The 14,736-nt window shown below is 42.1% G+C and carries 8 protein-coding genes; 7 read left to right on the top strand and 1 reads right to left on the bottom strand.

Annotated elements, in window-relative coordinates:
• Positions 1–162 precede the first annotated feature (162 nt).
• From FPL27_RS04135 to FPL27_RS04110, 6 genes are read left to right on the top strand one after another with little or no spacing between them, the layout of a single operon-like run.
• Positions 163–3,216, top strand: coding sequence for a nitrate- and nitrite sensing domain-containing protein (locus FPL27_RS04135; protein WP_143959883.1), 3,054 nt, complete (start codon positions 163–165; stop codon positions 3,214–3,216).
• A complete protein-coding gene (locus FPL27_RS04130) occupies positions 3,119–4,135 on the top strand; it encodes a response regulator (protein WP_143959882.1) in 1,017 nt (338 codons plus the stop codon). Before FPL27_RS04135 ends, FPL27_RS04130 begins: the two co-directional genes overlap by 98 nt.
• A gap of 7 nt (positions 4,136–4,142) precedes the next feature.
• Positions 4,143–4,976, top strand: coding sequence for a CheR family methyltransferase (locus FPL27_RS04125; protein ID WP_143959881.1), 834 nt, complete (start codon positions 4,143–4,145; stop codon positions 4,974–4,976).
• Positions 4,977–4,981: 5 nt separating this feature from the next.
• On the top strand, positions 4,982–6,853 hold the full coding sequence (locus tag FPL27_RS04120) for a PAS domain S-box protein (protein WP_143959880.1): 1,872 nt from the start codon (positions 4,982–4,984) through the stop codon (positions 6,851–6,853).
• Complete coding sequence (locus tag FPL27_RS04115; RefSeq protein ID WP_143959879.1) at positions 6,835–7,281, top strand: response regulator; 447 nt, start codon at positions 6,835–6,837, stop codon at positions 7,279–7,281. Before FPL27_RS04120 ends, FPL27_RS04115 begins: the two co-directional genes overlap by 19 nt.
• Positions 7,282–7,289: 8 nt before the next feature.
• Positions 7,290–8,285, top strand: coding sequence for a PAS domain S-box protein (locus FPL27_RS04110; RefSeq protein WP_143959878.1), 996 nt, complete (start codon positions 7,290–7,292; stop codon positions 8,283–8,285).
• Between the two features lie 67 nt (positions 8,286–8,352).
• On the opposite strand, the gene FPL27_RS04105 is transcribed toward FPL27_RS04110, so the two are convergent.
• Positions 8,353–9,855, bottom strand: coding sequence for an ATP-binding protein (locus FPL27_RS04105; RefSeq protein ID WP_185974296.1), 1,503 nt, complete (start codon positions 9,853–9,855; stop codon positions 8,353–8,355).
• A gap of 464 nt (positions 9,856–10,319) precedes the next feature.
• On the opposite strand from FPL27_RS04105, the gene FPL27_RS04100 reads away from it, so the two are divergent.
• Positions 10,320–14,633: a PAS domain S-box protein gene (locus tag FPL27_RS04100; protein ID WP_143959876.1), complete on the top strand. Its 4,314-nt coding sequence runs from the start codon at positions 10,320–10,322 to the stop codon at positions 14,631–14,633.
• Positions 14,634–14,736: the final 103 nt, after the last annotated feature.

The raw sequence follows: 14,736 nt of genomic DNA, 5'->3' as shown, positions 1-14,736 counted from the left end.
TGCCACATTCAGCACTTTTTTTACCACAAACCACATCTTTTATCAACTAAAAAACGCGTACATATCATTTTATCCAAAAATCCGCATATTTCTGATTATCAGAGGAATTAGATGTTTTGGGAAACTTATTTATTTTTGGGGATAGTGTAATTTTCCCAGCCTATGAATATCTTGAACAACCTATCTATCAGGTATAAACTTTTACTCCTTTCCCTGACCCCAGTGGCGGCTTTACTGTATTTTATCGCTACTGCTTTACAGCAGGATTTTCATGACAGAAACCAGCTGAAGGAAGTCCAGCTCGATGTGGAGAGGACCGCCTCCCTCTCTAAGGTAGTGCATGCACTGCAACAGGAAAGGGCTATCTCCGAAGACTTTGTGCTAGGAGGTAATATTGGATCAGAAACCAAACTTCTGGACTACAAAGAAAAAGCAGATGCGGCACTTCAGGAGTTTTACCGGATCTCAGCCACAGACTCCGCTGTCAAAAAACGCCTGAATGCGCTGCTCCCTGGAATGCGGGAAAAGGTTCAGAGCCGCACAGGCAACCCTGACTCTCTGCAGGCCGATTATGGCAACTTGCTCCTCTACCTTATTGATGATGTAAACAGGGTGTTTAACAATTCCCAAAACCCAGAAGTGAAAAGATTGCTGTCGGCCCATGTAAACCTCATGTATGGAAAGGAGTTTTTTGGCCAACTGAGAAGCGAACTTAACCAGAACATTTTAAGAGGTGGTTTTAACAGAAGTGAATATGCCCAGTTTGCAGCTCTGAAAGGAAAGGCAGAAAACAACCTGGAACAATTTGCCAAAAGCACTACGGAACCACTTGCTGCAGCCTATATGGCAGAAAATAACACTCCTAATACACGGCATACGCGAGCGGTGATCCGACAAGCTTTGGACAATCCTGGACTAGACGAGTTTACCTTCTCCCAAGAGGATTGGTGGGTGACGGCTGGAAGTCTTCTTAATACCCTGAAAACTCTGGAAGACCAATCCGTACAAGTCATTCAGGAAACCTCTGCGGCTAATATTGCCAAAATTAACGCTACCATTACTCAAACCATCCTTATTGGTGGGTCGATACTACTACTGTTGGCCTTGCTACTTTACCACATCATCCGTGGAATGGTGAATACGGTTGGAAAGATCAAGCAGGTGGCCGATAAGGTAGCCCTCGGCGATCTTGACGAGCATGTCACCCAATACAGCAAGGATGAATTCGGTAGCCTCGCACAATCCTTCAATCGCCTGATCCGCATTTCCAGACAATATGCCTCCAATGCTGAAGCCATAGGGATGGGTGATTATTCCAAAGAAATAGAGGTCCGCAGCGAGGAGGACACCCTTGGCCAAGCTCTGAGCCAAATGCGAGACAACTTGCAAAGACTTTCCGATGAAAACAGAGACCGCACCTGGCTACTGACTGGCAATTCAGATCTTAATGACACCATCCGTGGAGAAAAGGAGCTTCAAGAGCTAGCCCAAGAAATTATCCGTTTTATATCCAACTACCTTAATGCTCAAATCGGGGCAGTTTACTTGGCAGAAAATGGTGGCCTAAAACTGTATGGAAATTATGCTTTTCAGAAAAGAGGGGGAAACAAGAATTTCATTGAATTTGGAGAGGGACTAGTGGGACAGGCAGCCCTGGAGCAAAATCCAATCATTTATAATGACATCCCTGCCAACTATATAAAGGTGAGTTCTGCCCTTGGGGATGCCCGTCCTAACAACATTATCGTGTATCCCTTCTTCTACGAGGGCGAACTCAAAGGGGTGTTGGAAATTGCTTCCACCCGCCCTTTCTCCGATCTAGAATTCAAGCTTCTTGACCTTGTAGGCGAAAATATAGGCATTGCCTTTCATAGCAACCAATCTCGGTCCCAGATGAAAGAATTGCTGGAAGAATCTCAGCGACAGGCAGAAGAGCTGGAGGCGCGACAAGAGGAATTGAGGCAGACAAATGAAGAACTGCATGCCAAGACGGGGCTCTTAGAAGAATCTGAACTCGAACTCAAGGCTCAACAAGAAGAGCTTCAGCAGACTAATGAAGAACTAGAAGAAAAAGCCAACCTGCTAGAGGAGCAAAAAGCCCAATTGGAAACAGCAAAAGTGGATGTGGAGAAAAAAGCCCGTCAACTGGAGATCACCAGCAAGTACAAGTCTGAGTTTCTGGCCAACATGTCCCACGAGCTCAGAACTCCGCTCAACAGTGTTTTGATTTTAGCTGAACTTCTGGGGGAAAACAAAAGCAAGAAACTGGGGGAAAAAGAAGTGGAGTTTGCTAAAAACATTCACGCTTCAGGCAATGACTTACTTTCCCTCATCAATGAAATATTAGATCTTTCCAAGGTAGAATCCGGGAAAATTGAGCTAGACTATGAAGAAATCCTAGTAAAGGATATTTTGGGTAGAATCCAATCTGCTTTCAAGGAAGTAGCCCTTAAAAAAGGCCAAGATTTCCATATCCGCTACGAAGACAAAGATATTGAGCTCCCCATCCTTACCGACAAACTCCGGCTTGAGCAGGTGTTGAGAAACCTGCTGTCCAATGCGTTCAAGTTTACTCCGGAAAAAGGAAAGGTGGATCTTCATATTTCCCTTATGCCTTCACGTGGGCAGTTTAAGAGCGAAAGACTAAACCGTACTGAGATGGTGTTGGCCTTTGTAGTAAAAGATACCGGTATTGGAATTCCTGTCAATAAGCAAGGCGTGGTCTTCGAAGCCTTTCAACAGGCTGATGGGTCCACGAAGAGAAAATATGGAGGTACGGGCCTGGGCCTATCCATCAGTAGGGAAATTGCCTCTGCTCTAGGTGGGGAGATCATGCTGGAAAGTGAAGAAGGACATGGGAGTACATTTACGCTATATTTGCCGATAGAGGTTTCTTTGGAAGAAACCATTCCTTACGAACATACAGAGGAGATTGGCAAAGTATTGACCGAAACCCTTGAAGACAACTACGAAACGGCCCCGGTATTGGACAATCTTCCTTTTGCCGATGATCGAGAAAGCATCAAAAGTCATCACAAGGTGATTCTAATTATTGAAGATGACGAAAAGTTTGCCAACATCCTCTTAAGGTTTGTCAGGGAAAAGGGCTACACGGGACATGATGCTGCCTGGACTCGATGGGATAGAAGTTCTCAAGAAACTAAAAAACGACACAACCCTTCGCCATATTCCTGTGCAGATTATCTCAGGACATGACAAGCGACGAGAAGGGTATGACTTAGGGGCATTTGATTACCTCAAAAAGCCCTTGTCAAAAGAGGAACTGGCCAGCAGCTTTGCTAGGATAGAGGACTTTGTCAACAAGAAGCTTAAAAAGCTATTGGTGGTGGAAGACAACAAGCAGCAAAACAAGGCTATTATCGAACTTATCGGAAATGGTGATGTCAAATCCTACCCTGCTTTCAGCGGTCAGGAAGCTCATGATATCCTTCAAAAAGAGGAATTTGACTGTATCATTATCGACCTTGGACTTCCGGATATGAGTGGTATTGAGTTGATGGAACGCATTAAAAACTCCGAGCACCTCAAGAGAATTCCGATGATCGTATACACCGGAAAAGACATCAACCGGGAGGAGTCCACTAAACTCAACAAGCTGGCCCATACGGTGGTGCTCAAAACGGTGGATTCGCCTGAAAGACTATTTGATGAAACCAATCTTTTCCTCCATAGGGTGGAATCTAAACTCCCTGCCGAAAAGCAGGAAATCATCCGGAAACTCCACAGATCCGATGAGGTGCTCATCAACAAAAAAATCCTTGTGGTAGATGATGATATGAGGAACATTTTCTCCATAACCAATGCTCTAGAGGAAGAAGGCATACAATGCGTAATAGCAGAAAATGGAAAGGAAGCGATCAAGGTGCTAAAGGATCATCAAGACATTGAAATCATCCTTATGGACATTATGATGCCGGAAATGGACGGGTTTGAGGCGACCAGAGAAATTAGAAAAATTCCAAAATTCTGTGATATCCCAATCATCGCCCTTACGGCCAAAGCTATGAAGGGAGACCGTGAAAAATGCCTGATTGCGGGAATGTCCGACTATGTAAGCAAACCGGTGAATATCCAAAAGCTAATATCTTTATTAAAAGTCTGGAGTTATCAATAAATTGCCGATGATGGTAGAAACTTTAGAAAACGAAAAAGAAAGCTTAGCCCAGATGATGGCTATCCTCTATAGACACTATGGCTTTGATTTTCGCAATTATGCACCTTCTTCAGCAGGAAGACGGGTAAAGTATTTCATGAAAACCCACCAATTGGAAGATGGGGTTTCCGGACTTACCAAGTTGCTGCTTTCAGATGAAGAGGTCTTTGCTCAGTTTGTGCAGGAGTTCACTGTAAATGTCACAGAAATGTTTCGTGACCCCAAGTTTTTCCTTAGCCTAAGGGAAAACGTACTGCCCAGATTGGCCAGCTATCCTTTACTTAAGTTTTGGGTAGCAGGTTGCTCAACTGGGGAGGAAGTGTACTCTCTAGCGATAATGTTGAAAGAAGAAGGGCTGTTGGACCGGTCGCTCATCTATGCCACTGATCTTAATCCTAAAGTTATCCATAACGCCAAAAAAGGTATTTTCAGTTTGGAACTAATGAGAGATTACACAGCTAATTACATGGCTGCTGGAGGAAAAAATGCCTTTTCGGACTATTACATAGCCAAATATGGCTCCGCGCTGTTTGACAAAAGCTTACAAAAACATATGGTGTTTTCCACGCACAACCTGGCCACTGATGGCTCATTTAATGAGTTTCAGATGATCATGTGCCGAAATGTATTGATTTATTTTAACCAAACACTGCAAAACAAGGTAATAAAGCTTTTCTATGAAAGCCTGGGCAACTTCGGCTACTTGGCATTAGGAAGCAGGGAGTCATTGCTGTTCTCCGATCACAGGTTGGACTTCAGGGAAACAGACAGAAAACAGAAGATTTTTAAACGCATAAAATAAGCATCATGCCCAAAGACAAGGTCAATATCCTAATTGTCGATGACAAGTCCAGCAACATTTTTGCGATGGAAGCCCTCCTTTCCCGCCCGGAAAGACGGTTTTTTCATGCCACTGATGGGAAGGAAGCCCTAAAGTTGGTCATCAACGAGGAAATATGCCTGATCATATTGGATGTAAAAATGCCCGGCATGGATGGCTTTGAGGTGGCCAAAATCATCAAGTCCAGCAAGCGTACTAAAGATATCCCCATCATTTTTGCTTCAGCCGAGAAGACGGAGCGGGAATTTATGGTCAAAGGTTTTGAGGAAGGGGCGATCGACTACCTACAGAAACCGCCGGACAAGGAACTCACTGAAGCCAAGGTCTCGGTGTTACTCAGGCTATACCTTCAAAAAAAGGAATTGCAGCAAAAGAACCTCATTCTGGAAAAATACGCCTTACTGATCAACAACTCCGCTGACATGATCGGCATTATCAACGCCGCTACGCTAAAGTTTGAGGAAATCAACAAGGCGGTGCTGCCTGCATTGGGGTACCATCCGGATGAGATCAAAAACACTTCCCTGCTGCACTATCTGCTCGAGGATGAGCATTATTTGATTAAGAAACAGATCCGCGAGGGGATGGACAACTTTACCTTTGAAGCCCAGATGTATTGCAAGAACCGCAGCATCAAATGGTTTCACTGGAACATAGTTCAGAAAAGGGGGCTATGGTTTGCCAATGCGCGGGATATCACGGCAAAAAAAGAGGTAGAGGAAATCAAAAACTACCTAGCAGCTGTAGTGAAGCAATCCAAGGACGCCATCTACCTCCATAATCCAGATGGGCATATTATCTCTTGGAATAAAGGAGCCGAGGTCAATTACGGATTTACCGAGAGCGAGGCACTCAACATGAAAATTTGGAATATCGTCCCTAAATTCCTCATGGCCGAGACCCAGGAAATGATTACCAGCATACTAAAAGGTGACCAAATTCGCTCTGTGGAAACGAAACGTATCAACAAATATGGCAAGATCATCGATGTAGTATTATCCGCCTCGGTGATTACCGATGCCAACAATGTCCTCAAATCTATCGCTATCACGGAAAGGGATATCACCCAACAGAAAAAGGCAGAAGAGGAAATCCAACAGTTGAACGAAGACCTGCAGCGTAACGTAAATCAACTGGAGGCCACCAATCAGGAGTTGGAATCTTTCTCTCATTCTGTATCGCATGACCTTCGGGCGCCCCTGCGGGCCATCCACGGCTACACCAATATCATTAGGGAGGAATTTGACGGACAGATGAATGAGGAACTGAACAGGCTTTTCCAAATCATCCAGCACAATTCCAAACGCATGGGCATCCTGATCGACGGGTTGTTGGATTTCTCCAAACTCGGCAGGAAAGAGGTTAAAAAATGCAAATTGCACACCCGGGATATGGTGGTTCAAATCTTCAAGGAAATGGCTCCTCAACTAAAGCCCTCCGTCAAGTTTACCATCCACGAACTACCCGATGTGCAAGGTGACTACACCCTAATCTATCAATGTTTGGTCAACCTGATTTCAAATGCCATAAAATACAGTTCCAAGAAAGATGCTCCAAAGATCGAGGTAGGATTTGAAGAAAACGATATAGAATATATTTACTATATTAGTGACAACGGGGCAGGATTTGACATGAAATATGCTCACAAGCTGTTTGGTGTTTTTCAGCGACTCCACAGGGATGATGAGTTTGAAGGTACCGGGGTTGGACTCGGTATTGTACAAAGAATAATCGCCAAGCATGGCGGCAGGGTTTTGGCCAAAGGCCAGTTTGACAAAGGCGCTACTTTTTACTTTACTTTACCAAAACAGCAATCTGAATGGATGATGAAGCAATAGATATATTACTGATTGAAGACAATAAAGATGATGCTGATCTGATTAAAAGGGCTTTAAAAAAAAGCCAGCCGGGGATCCAAATTCTACATTTCGATGATGGGGAACAGGCTTTGGATATACTGTTTAAGAAAAACGGTTTTTCTAAATCTCATGATAAGCTCCACCTCAAGCTTATCATTGTAGATCTCAAGATGCCCAAAATTGACGGTTTTGAAGTGCTCAAGGCTGTCAAAAACAATACAACCACCCAGACCATACCGGTGGCCGTACTTACCTCCTCCAACCAAATGCAGGACATCCAAGCTTGCTATGAAATGGGAGTCAACAGTTATATTGTCAAACCAGTGGATTTTGAGGAATTTACCAAAACCATACAGGAGATGGCCAGTTACTGGCTTGACCTGAATAAATACATTACCAATTATTAATTAGATATATGAAAATACTTTTGCTAGAACATGACATTCACGATGTTGGCCTGCTCGAATATGAACTCAAAAAGGAGGGGCCGAAGTTTGAGATGAAGGTAGTAGAAAACAAACATGATTACGTAGAAGCCCTAAAAGGGTACCAACCTGATGTTATACTTGCCGACTATGCGCTTCCTACCTTTGATGGGTTATCTGCATTTAAGGAGAAGAAAAACCACGCACCGGACATTCCATTCATAGTGGTTTCAGGCGTGATTGGTGAAGAAAAAGCAGTTGACCTTATTAAAAATGGTGTCACAGACTATGTGTTAAAGGAAAGCATGTATCAGCTAATGCCTAAGATAATGAGGGCACTACAGGAAGCTGAGGATAAAAAGGAAAAGAAAATTGCACTTGCTAAGTTAAAAACCAACGAAGCGAATTACAGACAAGTGTTTCATCTGAGTCCCTTGCCCATGATGATTTTCGAACCCGATACCACGAAGTTTTTGGATGTCAACGAAGCAGCCCTAAGGCAGTACGGTTACACTAAAGAGGAAATTCTGAATCTAACGGCTAAAGATATACGACCAATCGAAGATATTCCAGCATTTGTGGAACTGATCAAATACCTAGGAGACAAACCCCTATTAGGCAGAAATGCCTTCAGAAATAAGCGAAAAAACGGGGAGGTCTTTAAGGTCCACGTTCAAAGCAGTATGATCGATTTTAATGGTAATCCGGCCCGCCTAAGCATTGTAAATGACATAACTGATCGACTGAACTATATTGACGCTATAGAGCAGCAAAATCAAAAGCTTCATGAAATTTCACATGTACAGTCTACCATCGTGAAACAAACCCTTGCTAGGTTAAAAGATTTGGAAGATTGCGCTATAAAAGCAAACAAGGACCCCAAACTGAATAAGACCTTGGAGTATATACAGATTACCACTTTAGACTTGGAGGAAACACTCTCTGAAGTATCTTTGGATACTAGATATTTTGGACTCAATCAATAAAGAAGAAAACCTACTGTATACACACAGTAGGTTTTTCATTCACTACACACAACCACTACTTTTAATTTTACGACCCTAATTCTCTTAGGGTTTTTCTTAATGTCCTCGTATTAAAAGGCTTGGTCAAGAAGTGGGTAAAACCGGACTTCAATGCCAACTCCTTAGTTTTGTCATCTCTATGGGAGGAAAACATCACGATAGGCACCTTATCACCTAGGCTCAGTTTTAAATTTTTGCAGGTCTCAAATCCGTTCATTTCTCCCAATTCCACATCTAGGAAAACGGCATCAATTTGATGCTTTTTCACCAACTCAATAGCCTCCGCCCCGGAATTGGCAAGAAAGGTCTCCACCCCTTCTTTAGAAAGCATGTGGGTAGACAAGGTTTGAATAAGCTCATCATCATCCACCAGTAGAATATTTTTATTTTCGAAATTATGATGAATTTCATCTTTCTCAGCTATATCAGCATTTTGAGAAACCTCAGCATCAATAGTAAACCAAATAATGGTACCGGACTGTCCTTCCATGGAGGGTTTAATCACAGGGCTTTTTACATAGATATCACCGCCATGGTTGTTGACCAAAGTCTTACAAATCGCCAAGCCCAGCCCCGTTCCAAATTCAGAATCGCCCTCGGCTTGGGTATATTCCTCAAACATCTTTTTCTGAAACTCTTCAGGAATACCCTTTCCGGAATCTTCGACTTCAAACTGATATGTATTGTGACTTACACGATTGGCCCGTAAAGTCACTTTACCTTTTTCCGTGAATTTTATAGCATTGTTGAGCAGGTTACTCAACACCTGGCTTAACCTCATCCCATCAGCCATAACCGGCAACTCGACATCAGAGGCTTCAATTTCTATTTTAAGTCCTTTTTCCTTAGCCAATGGCGTAAAGAGAGACTTAGCATCTTCCAAAAGCTCAGAAAGGTAAGTCGGCTTATATACTAAGTTGAATTCTTCAGACTTAAATTCTGAAAAATCCAGCACCTCATTGACAAGGTTCATCAAGAGACGTTCTGATTTTAATATATTTTGGATTATTTCTTCCTGCTCACTATTTAATTGTGTGTCTAATAAAACCCTAGTATTTCCAAAAATCGCATGTAGGGGCGTTCTTATCTCATGACTTACCTTTGAAATTAATTTAAGGGATTTGCCCCTTTCATTTCTATAGATAAGCTGATGATTATTAATTATAAGATTAACAGTCTCTATAAGCTGAGTTTTAATACCATTTACGGTTGCACTATAGTCTTCTCCAAACTCGATTGAAGGGTTGATGATAAATAGGTGCCCAAGCATATCTCCAGATTCTGAAAAGAGCCCTTCCTGTATGCATTTCTCAAAATCATCTTCCAAAAGATAATCCGAAAAGCTTGCCACTTTATACCCTGCTGATGTCTGAAGGGCAGCTGTATGCTGAGGAACCACAATCTGTTCCTTAACCAAACTTTTACAATGTACAGATAGTATAATACACTCTGCTTCCAACTGCACTCCGGCCATTTGGAGTAAATTATCTATAAGTAGAAAATAAGGACTTTGAGAAAGTTTAATATACATTCGTGTATTTGCGATTAGATATAATAACCAACATGATTCGATGCAAATTTTGCAATAAATTTTATAATTAGCTAAATCCATTAAAAGAAGCATTTTACAGAATCCCAAATACTTATTTGTATGTTTAATATTTTTTAAATGTGAGATTTACTCCATTTTTTCATGTTTTACCATGTCACATTGTCTATCTCAATTACATCTATTAACTTTAAAAGCCATCAATTGCACTATAATACATCATCATCAATAAATTGGAGTAAATAATCACTAATTCCTATTTTCTAAAAAAGCTCATCTTAAGAGATTTTATTAATAAAACAAATATTACATACAGTTTTTCGCAATTTAAACAACTTAAAATGTTTGTTTTACCGAAATTTTATCAAAACCAAAAGTCCACTTAAATTGCTTTCAATGTTAGCTGTAAACCAGTTTCTGATCAATCACTTTCCTACAGAATAAAAATGCTAAAAAAATCAGATATATGGGCTATTTATGAAAATACGCTCACCCCATCCATAATTATCGACGGGGAAAAGGTAAACATGAGAGTAACCCGATGCAACCCGAGTTTTTGTCAATTGGCGGGCAAACCTCTGCCATTTTTTGAGGGGCTGAAAATAAAGGAAGCATTTAGGCTCTTTATTTCCACCAATAATATGGAATTGCTCGACAACCTGATGAATTCCCTTATTTTGGTAAAAACCAAAAAGAAACCCCATGACATGAAGGTGCAGCGGGTCTACATCCCTACACAAAAGACGGGCAGTCTTAGGGAGAGAAAGTGGAGAATTATCAACACCCCTATAATCGGTCAAGATAAAAAACTAAAATCAATACTCCTTTCGATCACAGACGTGACAGAGCAGATCCATCTTCAGGAAAAGGATAAAGCCATCTATTTCAATCTCAGCTATCAGCAGCAGATATACAAGGGCATTTTTGACAACCACCCTAATATGCTCTTTAAGTTGGACAATGAAGGTTTTATCACTTCGACGAATGGCAACTTCCAATTTTCCATAGAGCATAAAGAGGAAGAGCTAACAAAGATGCTATTTACGGATATCATTCAGCCGGAGGATGAACTTATGGTAAAGGGCATGCTACAGAAATGCCTTCACCGGGAGATTGTCACTTTTAAGGTGAGCCTTAAAACCCGGAGAGGTAGAAGTATCAACTGCGAAGCGACCCTGATGCCATTGGCTGTACAGGAAAAGGTGGTGGGTATATATGGAGTCTTGGTAGATAAAACACAGGAGAAACTTCAACAACAGCAAAGCCTGCAGAAAACCATCTATACTGAGACTATAGACAATGTAACTAAGGTACTGTTGGAAGGCAACCATGGGCAGGAAACCATACAAAATGCTTTTCGCCTAACGGGCAATGCTATTTTAGTCGACCTTATATCCTTTTACAAAATCAACCAGGAGGACAAGCAGCTTTCAAGCCGCGTACTCTATAAATGGAAAAAATCGGAAACCGTATCAGAAACTTTCCAATCGTTTGCCCCGGAGGATTTCCAGTACTGCCTAGGAAGCTTACAGAAAAACCGGATTTTTAAAACTAAAGTAAGCGAACTAAAAAAGAGCACTCTCCGAACCAAACTAGAGCTACGGGGAACCAAATCCATCATATTCTTTCCTGTATTCTGCAACAAAAGTTTTTGGGGGGTCATCACTTTTGAAGATCTTCATGATGAAAGGTCCTGGCAGTTGGAGGATGTCACTTTTCTGAAGACCATAGTAATAAACTTAAGTATATCCATTGAAAGGCTTGTAAACATAAAAGCCCTCACTGATTCCAGGCAACAACTAGACTCTATTATCAAAAACATCCCAGGGATCGCCTATAGATGTTTGCATGACGCCGATTGGACTATGCTGTACATCAATGAAGATGTAGAAAAGCACACAGGCTATAAAGCCGAAGAGTTTACCTCCGGAGACCGGACCTTTGCCTCCATTATCCACCCGGATGACCTCCCAACGACATATGAAGCAAGCCAACAAGCCGACTTGGTTTTTTGCCAGCTGGAATATCGTGTCATCTGCGCTGACGGAAGTATCAAATGGTTTGAGGACAGGAACACCAAGATCTATGATGATCAAGGCCAATTAAAGTATTATGATGGCGTGATGTGGGACATAACCCAAATGAAAGAGGTATCCCAACAGGTTGCCTTTGCGCATAGAAAATTTGAGTCGCTAATTCAAAAAGGGGGAGAATTATATGCCATTACAACCGATAACGCATACTTTACCTTTACCAGTAGCACTTATAAGAGTATACTTGGCTACGAAAACAAAGAGCTCATTGGCAAATGCGCCCTTAACTTTATCCACCCCGATGACTTGCCCGAGATAATATTGGAATTTGCCAAAATCGAGCATCTGAAGCAGATCAAACTACCTCCCTATCGCTTCAGAAACGCGACTGGTAATTACCGCTATATCGAGAGTCACGCCACAGACCTTAGACAAGACCCAGCAGTTAAGGGCATATTGGTAACCTCCAGAGACATCACCGAGCGCATCGAGGAGATGGAAAGACTTCAGCTAATGGATCAAATCATCCGCAACACCCAAGATGCTGTGATAATTGTGGAAACTCTAGGGCGGAGTATTTTTGAGGGGGAAATAATTTACGCAAATGAATCCAGCCATTCTATATCGGGTATTGAGAATGGAGATCTTGTAGGTAAAAGAATTGCAGAACTCATTTACACCATCAAAGACCAGGAAGACTATAAAAGGAAAGCAGCAGAGTTTGACCCCGAGGCACATACCCGTGTAGAACTGGAAAAGGTCAACCAAAAAGGAGAATCCTACTGGGTAAATATGGAAACCTTCCCGATGAGAAACCTTCAGAACAAGATCTCCCATTATATCATTATCCAACGGGAGATAACGGTCGAAAAAAACCTCGCGATCCGGAAGAACCTACTCAATAGCCTAAAGAATACTTTCTCCTTGTCCATGGAAATCAAGGATGGGCTCATAGAGGTATTAGACACTTTAAATAACCATATTAAAGCCGCATTAAGTGAAGCCTGGGTGATTTCCAAAGACAACAGTAAAATAACGCGTGTGGCTACTGTAGGTGGCAATGAAGCCGGAAGGAAATTCGTCGAGGCAAGCGAGCAGGTCAATGAGTTTGACTTTGGGGTAGGTATACCTGGGATCACCTGGCAGACAGCCCAGCCCCAAAACAAAAGTTCTCTTCAAAAGACCGAAAGTTTTGTAAGAAAAGAACCAGCCAAACAGCATGGTATGGATCAGATTTACAGTTTCCCGATGGTAAGCCAAAACAAAGTGTATGGGGTGTTGACATTTTTATCCTCAAACCCATATGAAAGCAATGTCCACCACTTCATGGATACCCTAACCGAACTTGGCCAGAAGCTAGGAATGGAACTGGAAAAGAAGCGGATGATGGAGGAGCTAAATAGCTTTTTTGATCTTAGTAGCGACCTTATGTGTATTTTGCACAAGGATAGGCTGTACAAAGTCAACGAATCATTCGCTGGAATCTTAGGCTATCAAGTTCAAGATATCCAAGGCCGTTCATTATTTGATTTTATATACCCAGAGGACATTGATCGAACGAAAAGTGTTTTACACTTGAAAATTGAGGGGGAGAATTTTCCTAATTTTGAAAACCGTTATCTCACCAAATCAGGAGATATTAAATGGATAAGCTGGAGTACTGCCTGCGACCCCGAGGAACCGGTGCTGTATGCTGTAGGGAAAGACATCACAGAAAAAAAGGCTTGGCAAGACAATCTTTTGACCATAAACAAAAGGTTGAATCAAGCCCAAGCCATTGGAAAGGTGGGCTATTGGTATTATGATTTTACTCACAATAAGTTGGAGTGGACCGACGAAGTTTATACCATTTATGGTAAGTCCAAAGAGTATTACCAGCCTGATTTTCAAAAATCTATAGATTGCGTCCATCCAGAGGACCGATACATGCTGTTGATCCATGACGAGCATGCTTTGGAAAAGGATTACTATGCGTACCACCACCGCCTGGTCATGGAGGATGGAACCACAAAATATGTAGATCAAAAAATCAACATTATAAAGAATGAACTTGGGGAAATAACCGCTTGGGAAGGTGTGATCCAAGATGTGACCGAGATCAAGCGCTGGCAGATGGCCTTGAACCTGAGTAATGAAAAATACAAGCTTGCTATGCAGGCCACCAATGAGATGCTTTGGGACTGGCAGATTGACGATAATGTCGTTACTAGGGGCAACAGTTATCTGTCCCTATTAGGAAACAGGTTCCGAAAATCCAGGCTTCAGGACTGGTTAGATGTCATCCACCCAGATGACCGGGATAATGTTCAAGATTCAATCGAGTCAGCACTCCGGGACAGGTTCCAAGTGCAGTGGAAAGCCGAATACCGCATACATAAAAAGGATGGTGAAACAGCCTACATTGTGGACCGGGGAAGTATCATGAGAAACCAAGATGGCGTAGCCGAACGGATAATCGGCGCGGCTCTGGATGTAAGTGAATCCAGACGCATGATCCACCGAATCAAGAAGCAAAATCATGCCCTGCGGGAAATCGCTTGGACCCAATCTCACGTGGTAAGAGCACCTTTGGCTAGACTTAAAGGATTGATCAACATGCTGGAAAGCGAAAGCCCCGAAGAAGCTTTTGAGGTTTTTAAGGAAATGCTCCCCCACATCAAAAACTCTACAGATGAACTTGATCAGGTGATATCTCAAGTAGTAAGAAGGACAGAGGAATTGGATTAATAGCTGGAAGACCGAAGACCGAAGTCGGGAAGATCTACTTCCCTATTGTGGCAATTAAACAATGCCAGGCCTAAAAAACCACATTAAAGTAAAATTCACTACA

This window comes from Litoribacter populi, from assembly GCF_007483685.1.
Lineage (GTDB): Bacteria > Bacteroidota > Bacteroidia > Cytophagales > Cyclobacteriaceae > Litoribacter > Litoribacter populi.
Note: the sequence above shows the minus strand (reverse complement) of the source record. Positions and strands in the feature narration are given on the sequence as shown.

What these genes read in the sequence shown, in the direction of transcription:
- FPL27_RS04135 (WP_143959883.1), top strand. Translation starts at nt 163, where the DNA reads ATGAATATCTTGAACAACCTATCTATCAGGTATAAACTTTTACTCCTT.
- FPL27_RS04130 (WP_143959882.1), top strand. Translation starts at nt 3,119, where the DNA reads ATGATGCTGCCTGGACTCGATGGGATAGAAGTTCTCAAGAAACTAAAA.
- FPL27_RS04125 (WP_143959881.1), top strand. Translation starts at nt 4,143, where the DNA reads ATGATGGTAGAAACTTTAGAAAACGAAAAAGAAAGCTTAGCCCAGATG.
- FPL27_RS04120 (WP_143959880.1), top strand. Translation starts at nt 4,982, where the DNA reads ATGCCCAAAGACAAGGTCAATATCCTAATTGTCGATGACAAGTCCAGC.
- FPL27_RS04115 (WP_143959879.1), top strand. Translation starts at nt 6,835, where the DNA reads ATGGATGATGAAGCAATAGATATATTACTGATTGAAGACAATAAAGAT.
- FPL27_RS04110 (WP_143959878.1), top strand. Translation starts at nt 7,290, where the DNA reads ATGAAAATACTTTTGCTAGAACATGACATTCACGATGTTGGCCTGCTC.
- FPL27_RS04105 (WP_185974296.1), bottom strand. Translation starts at nt 9,855, where the DNA reads ATGTATATTAAACTTTCTCAAAGTCCTTATTTTCTACTTATAGATAAT.
- FPL27_RS04100 (WP_143959876.1), top strand. Translation starts at nt 10,320, where the DNA reads ATGCTAAAAAAATCAGATATATGGGCTATTTATGAAAATACGCTCACC.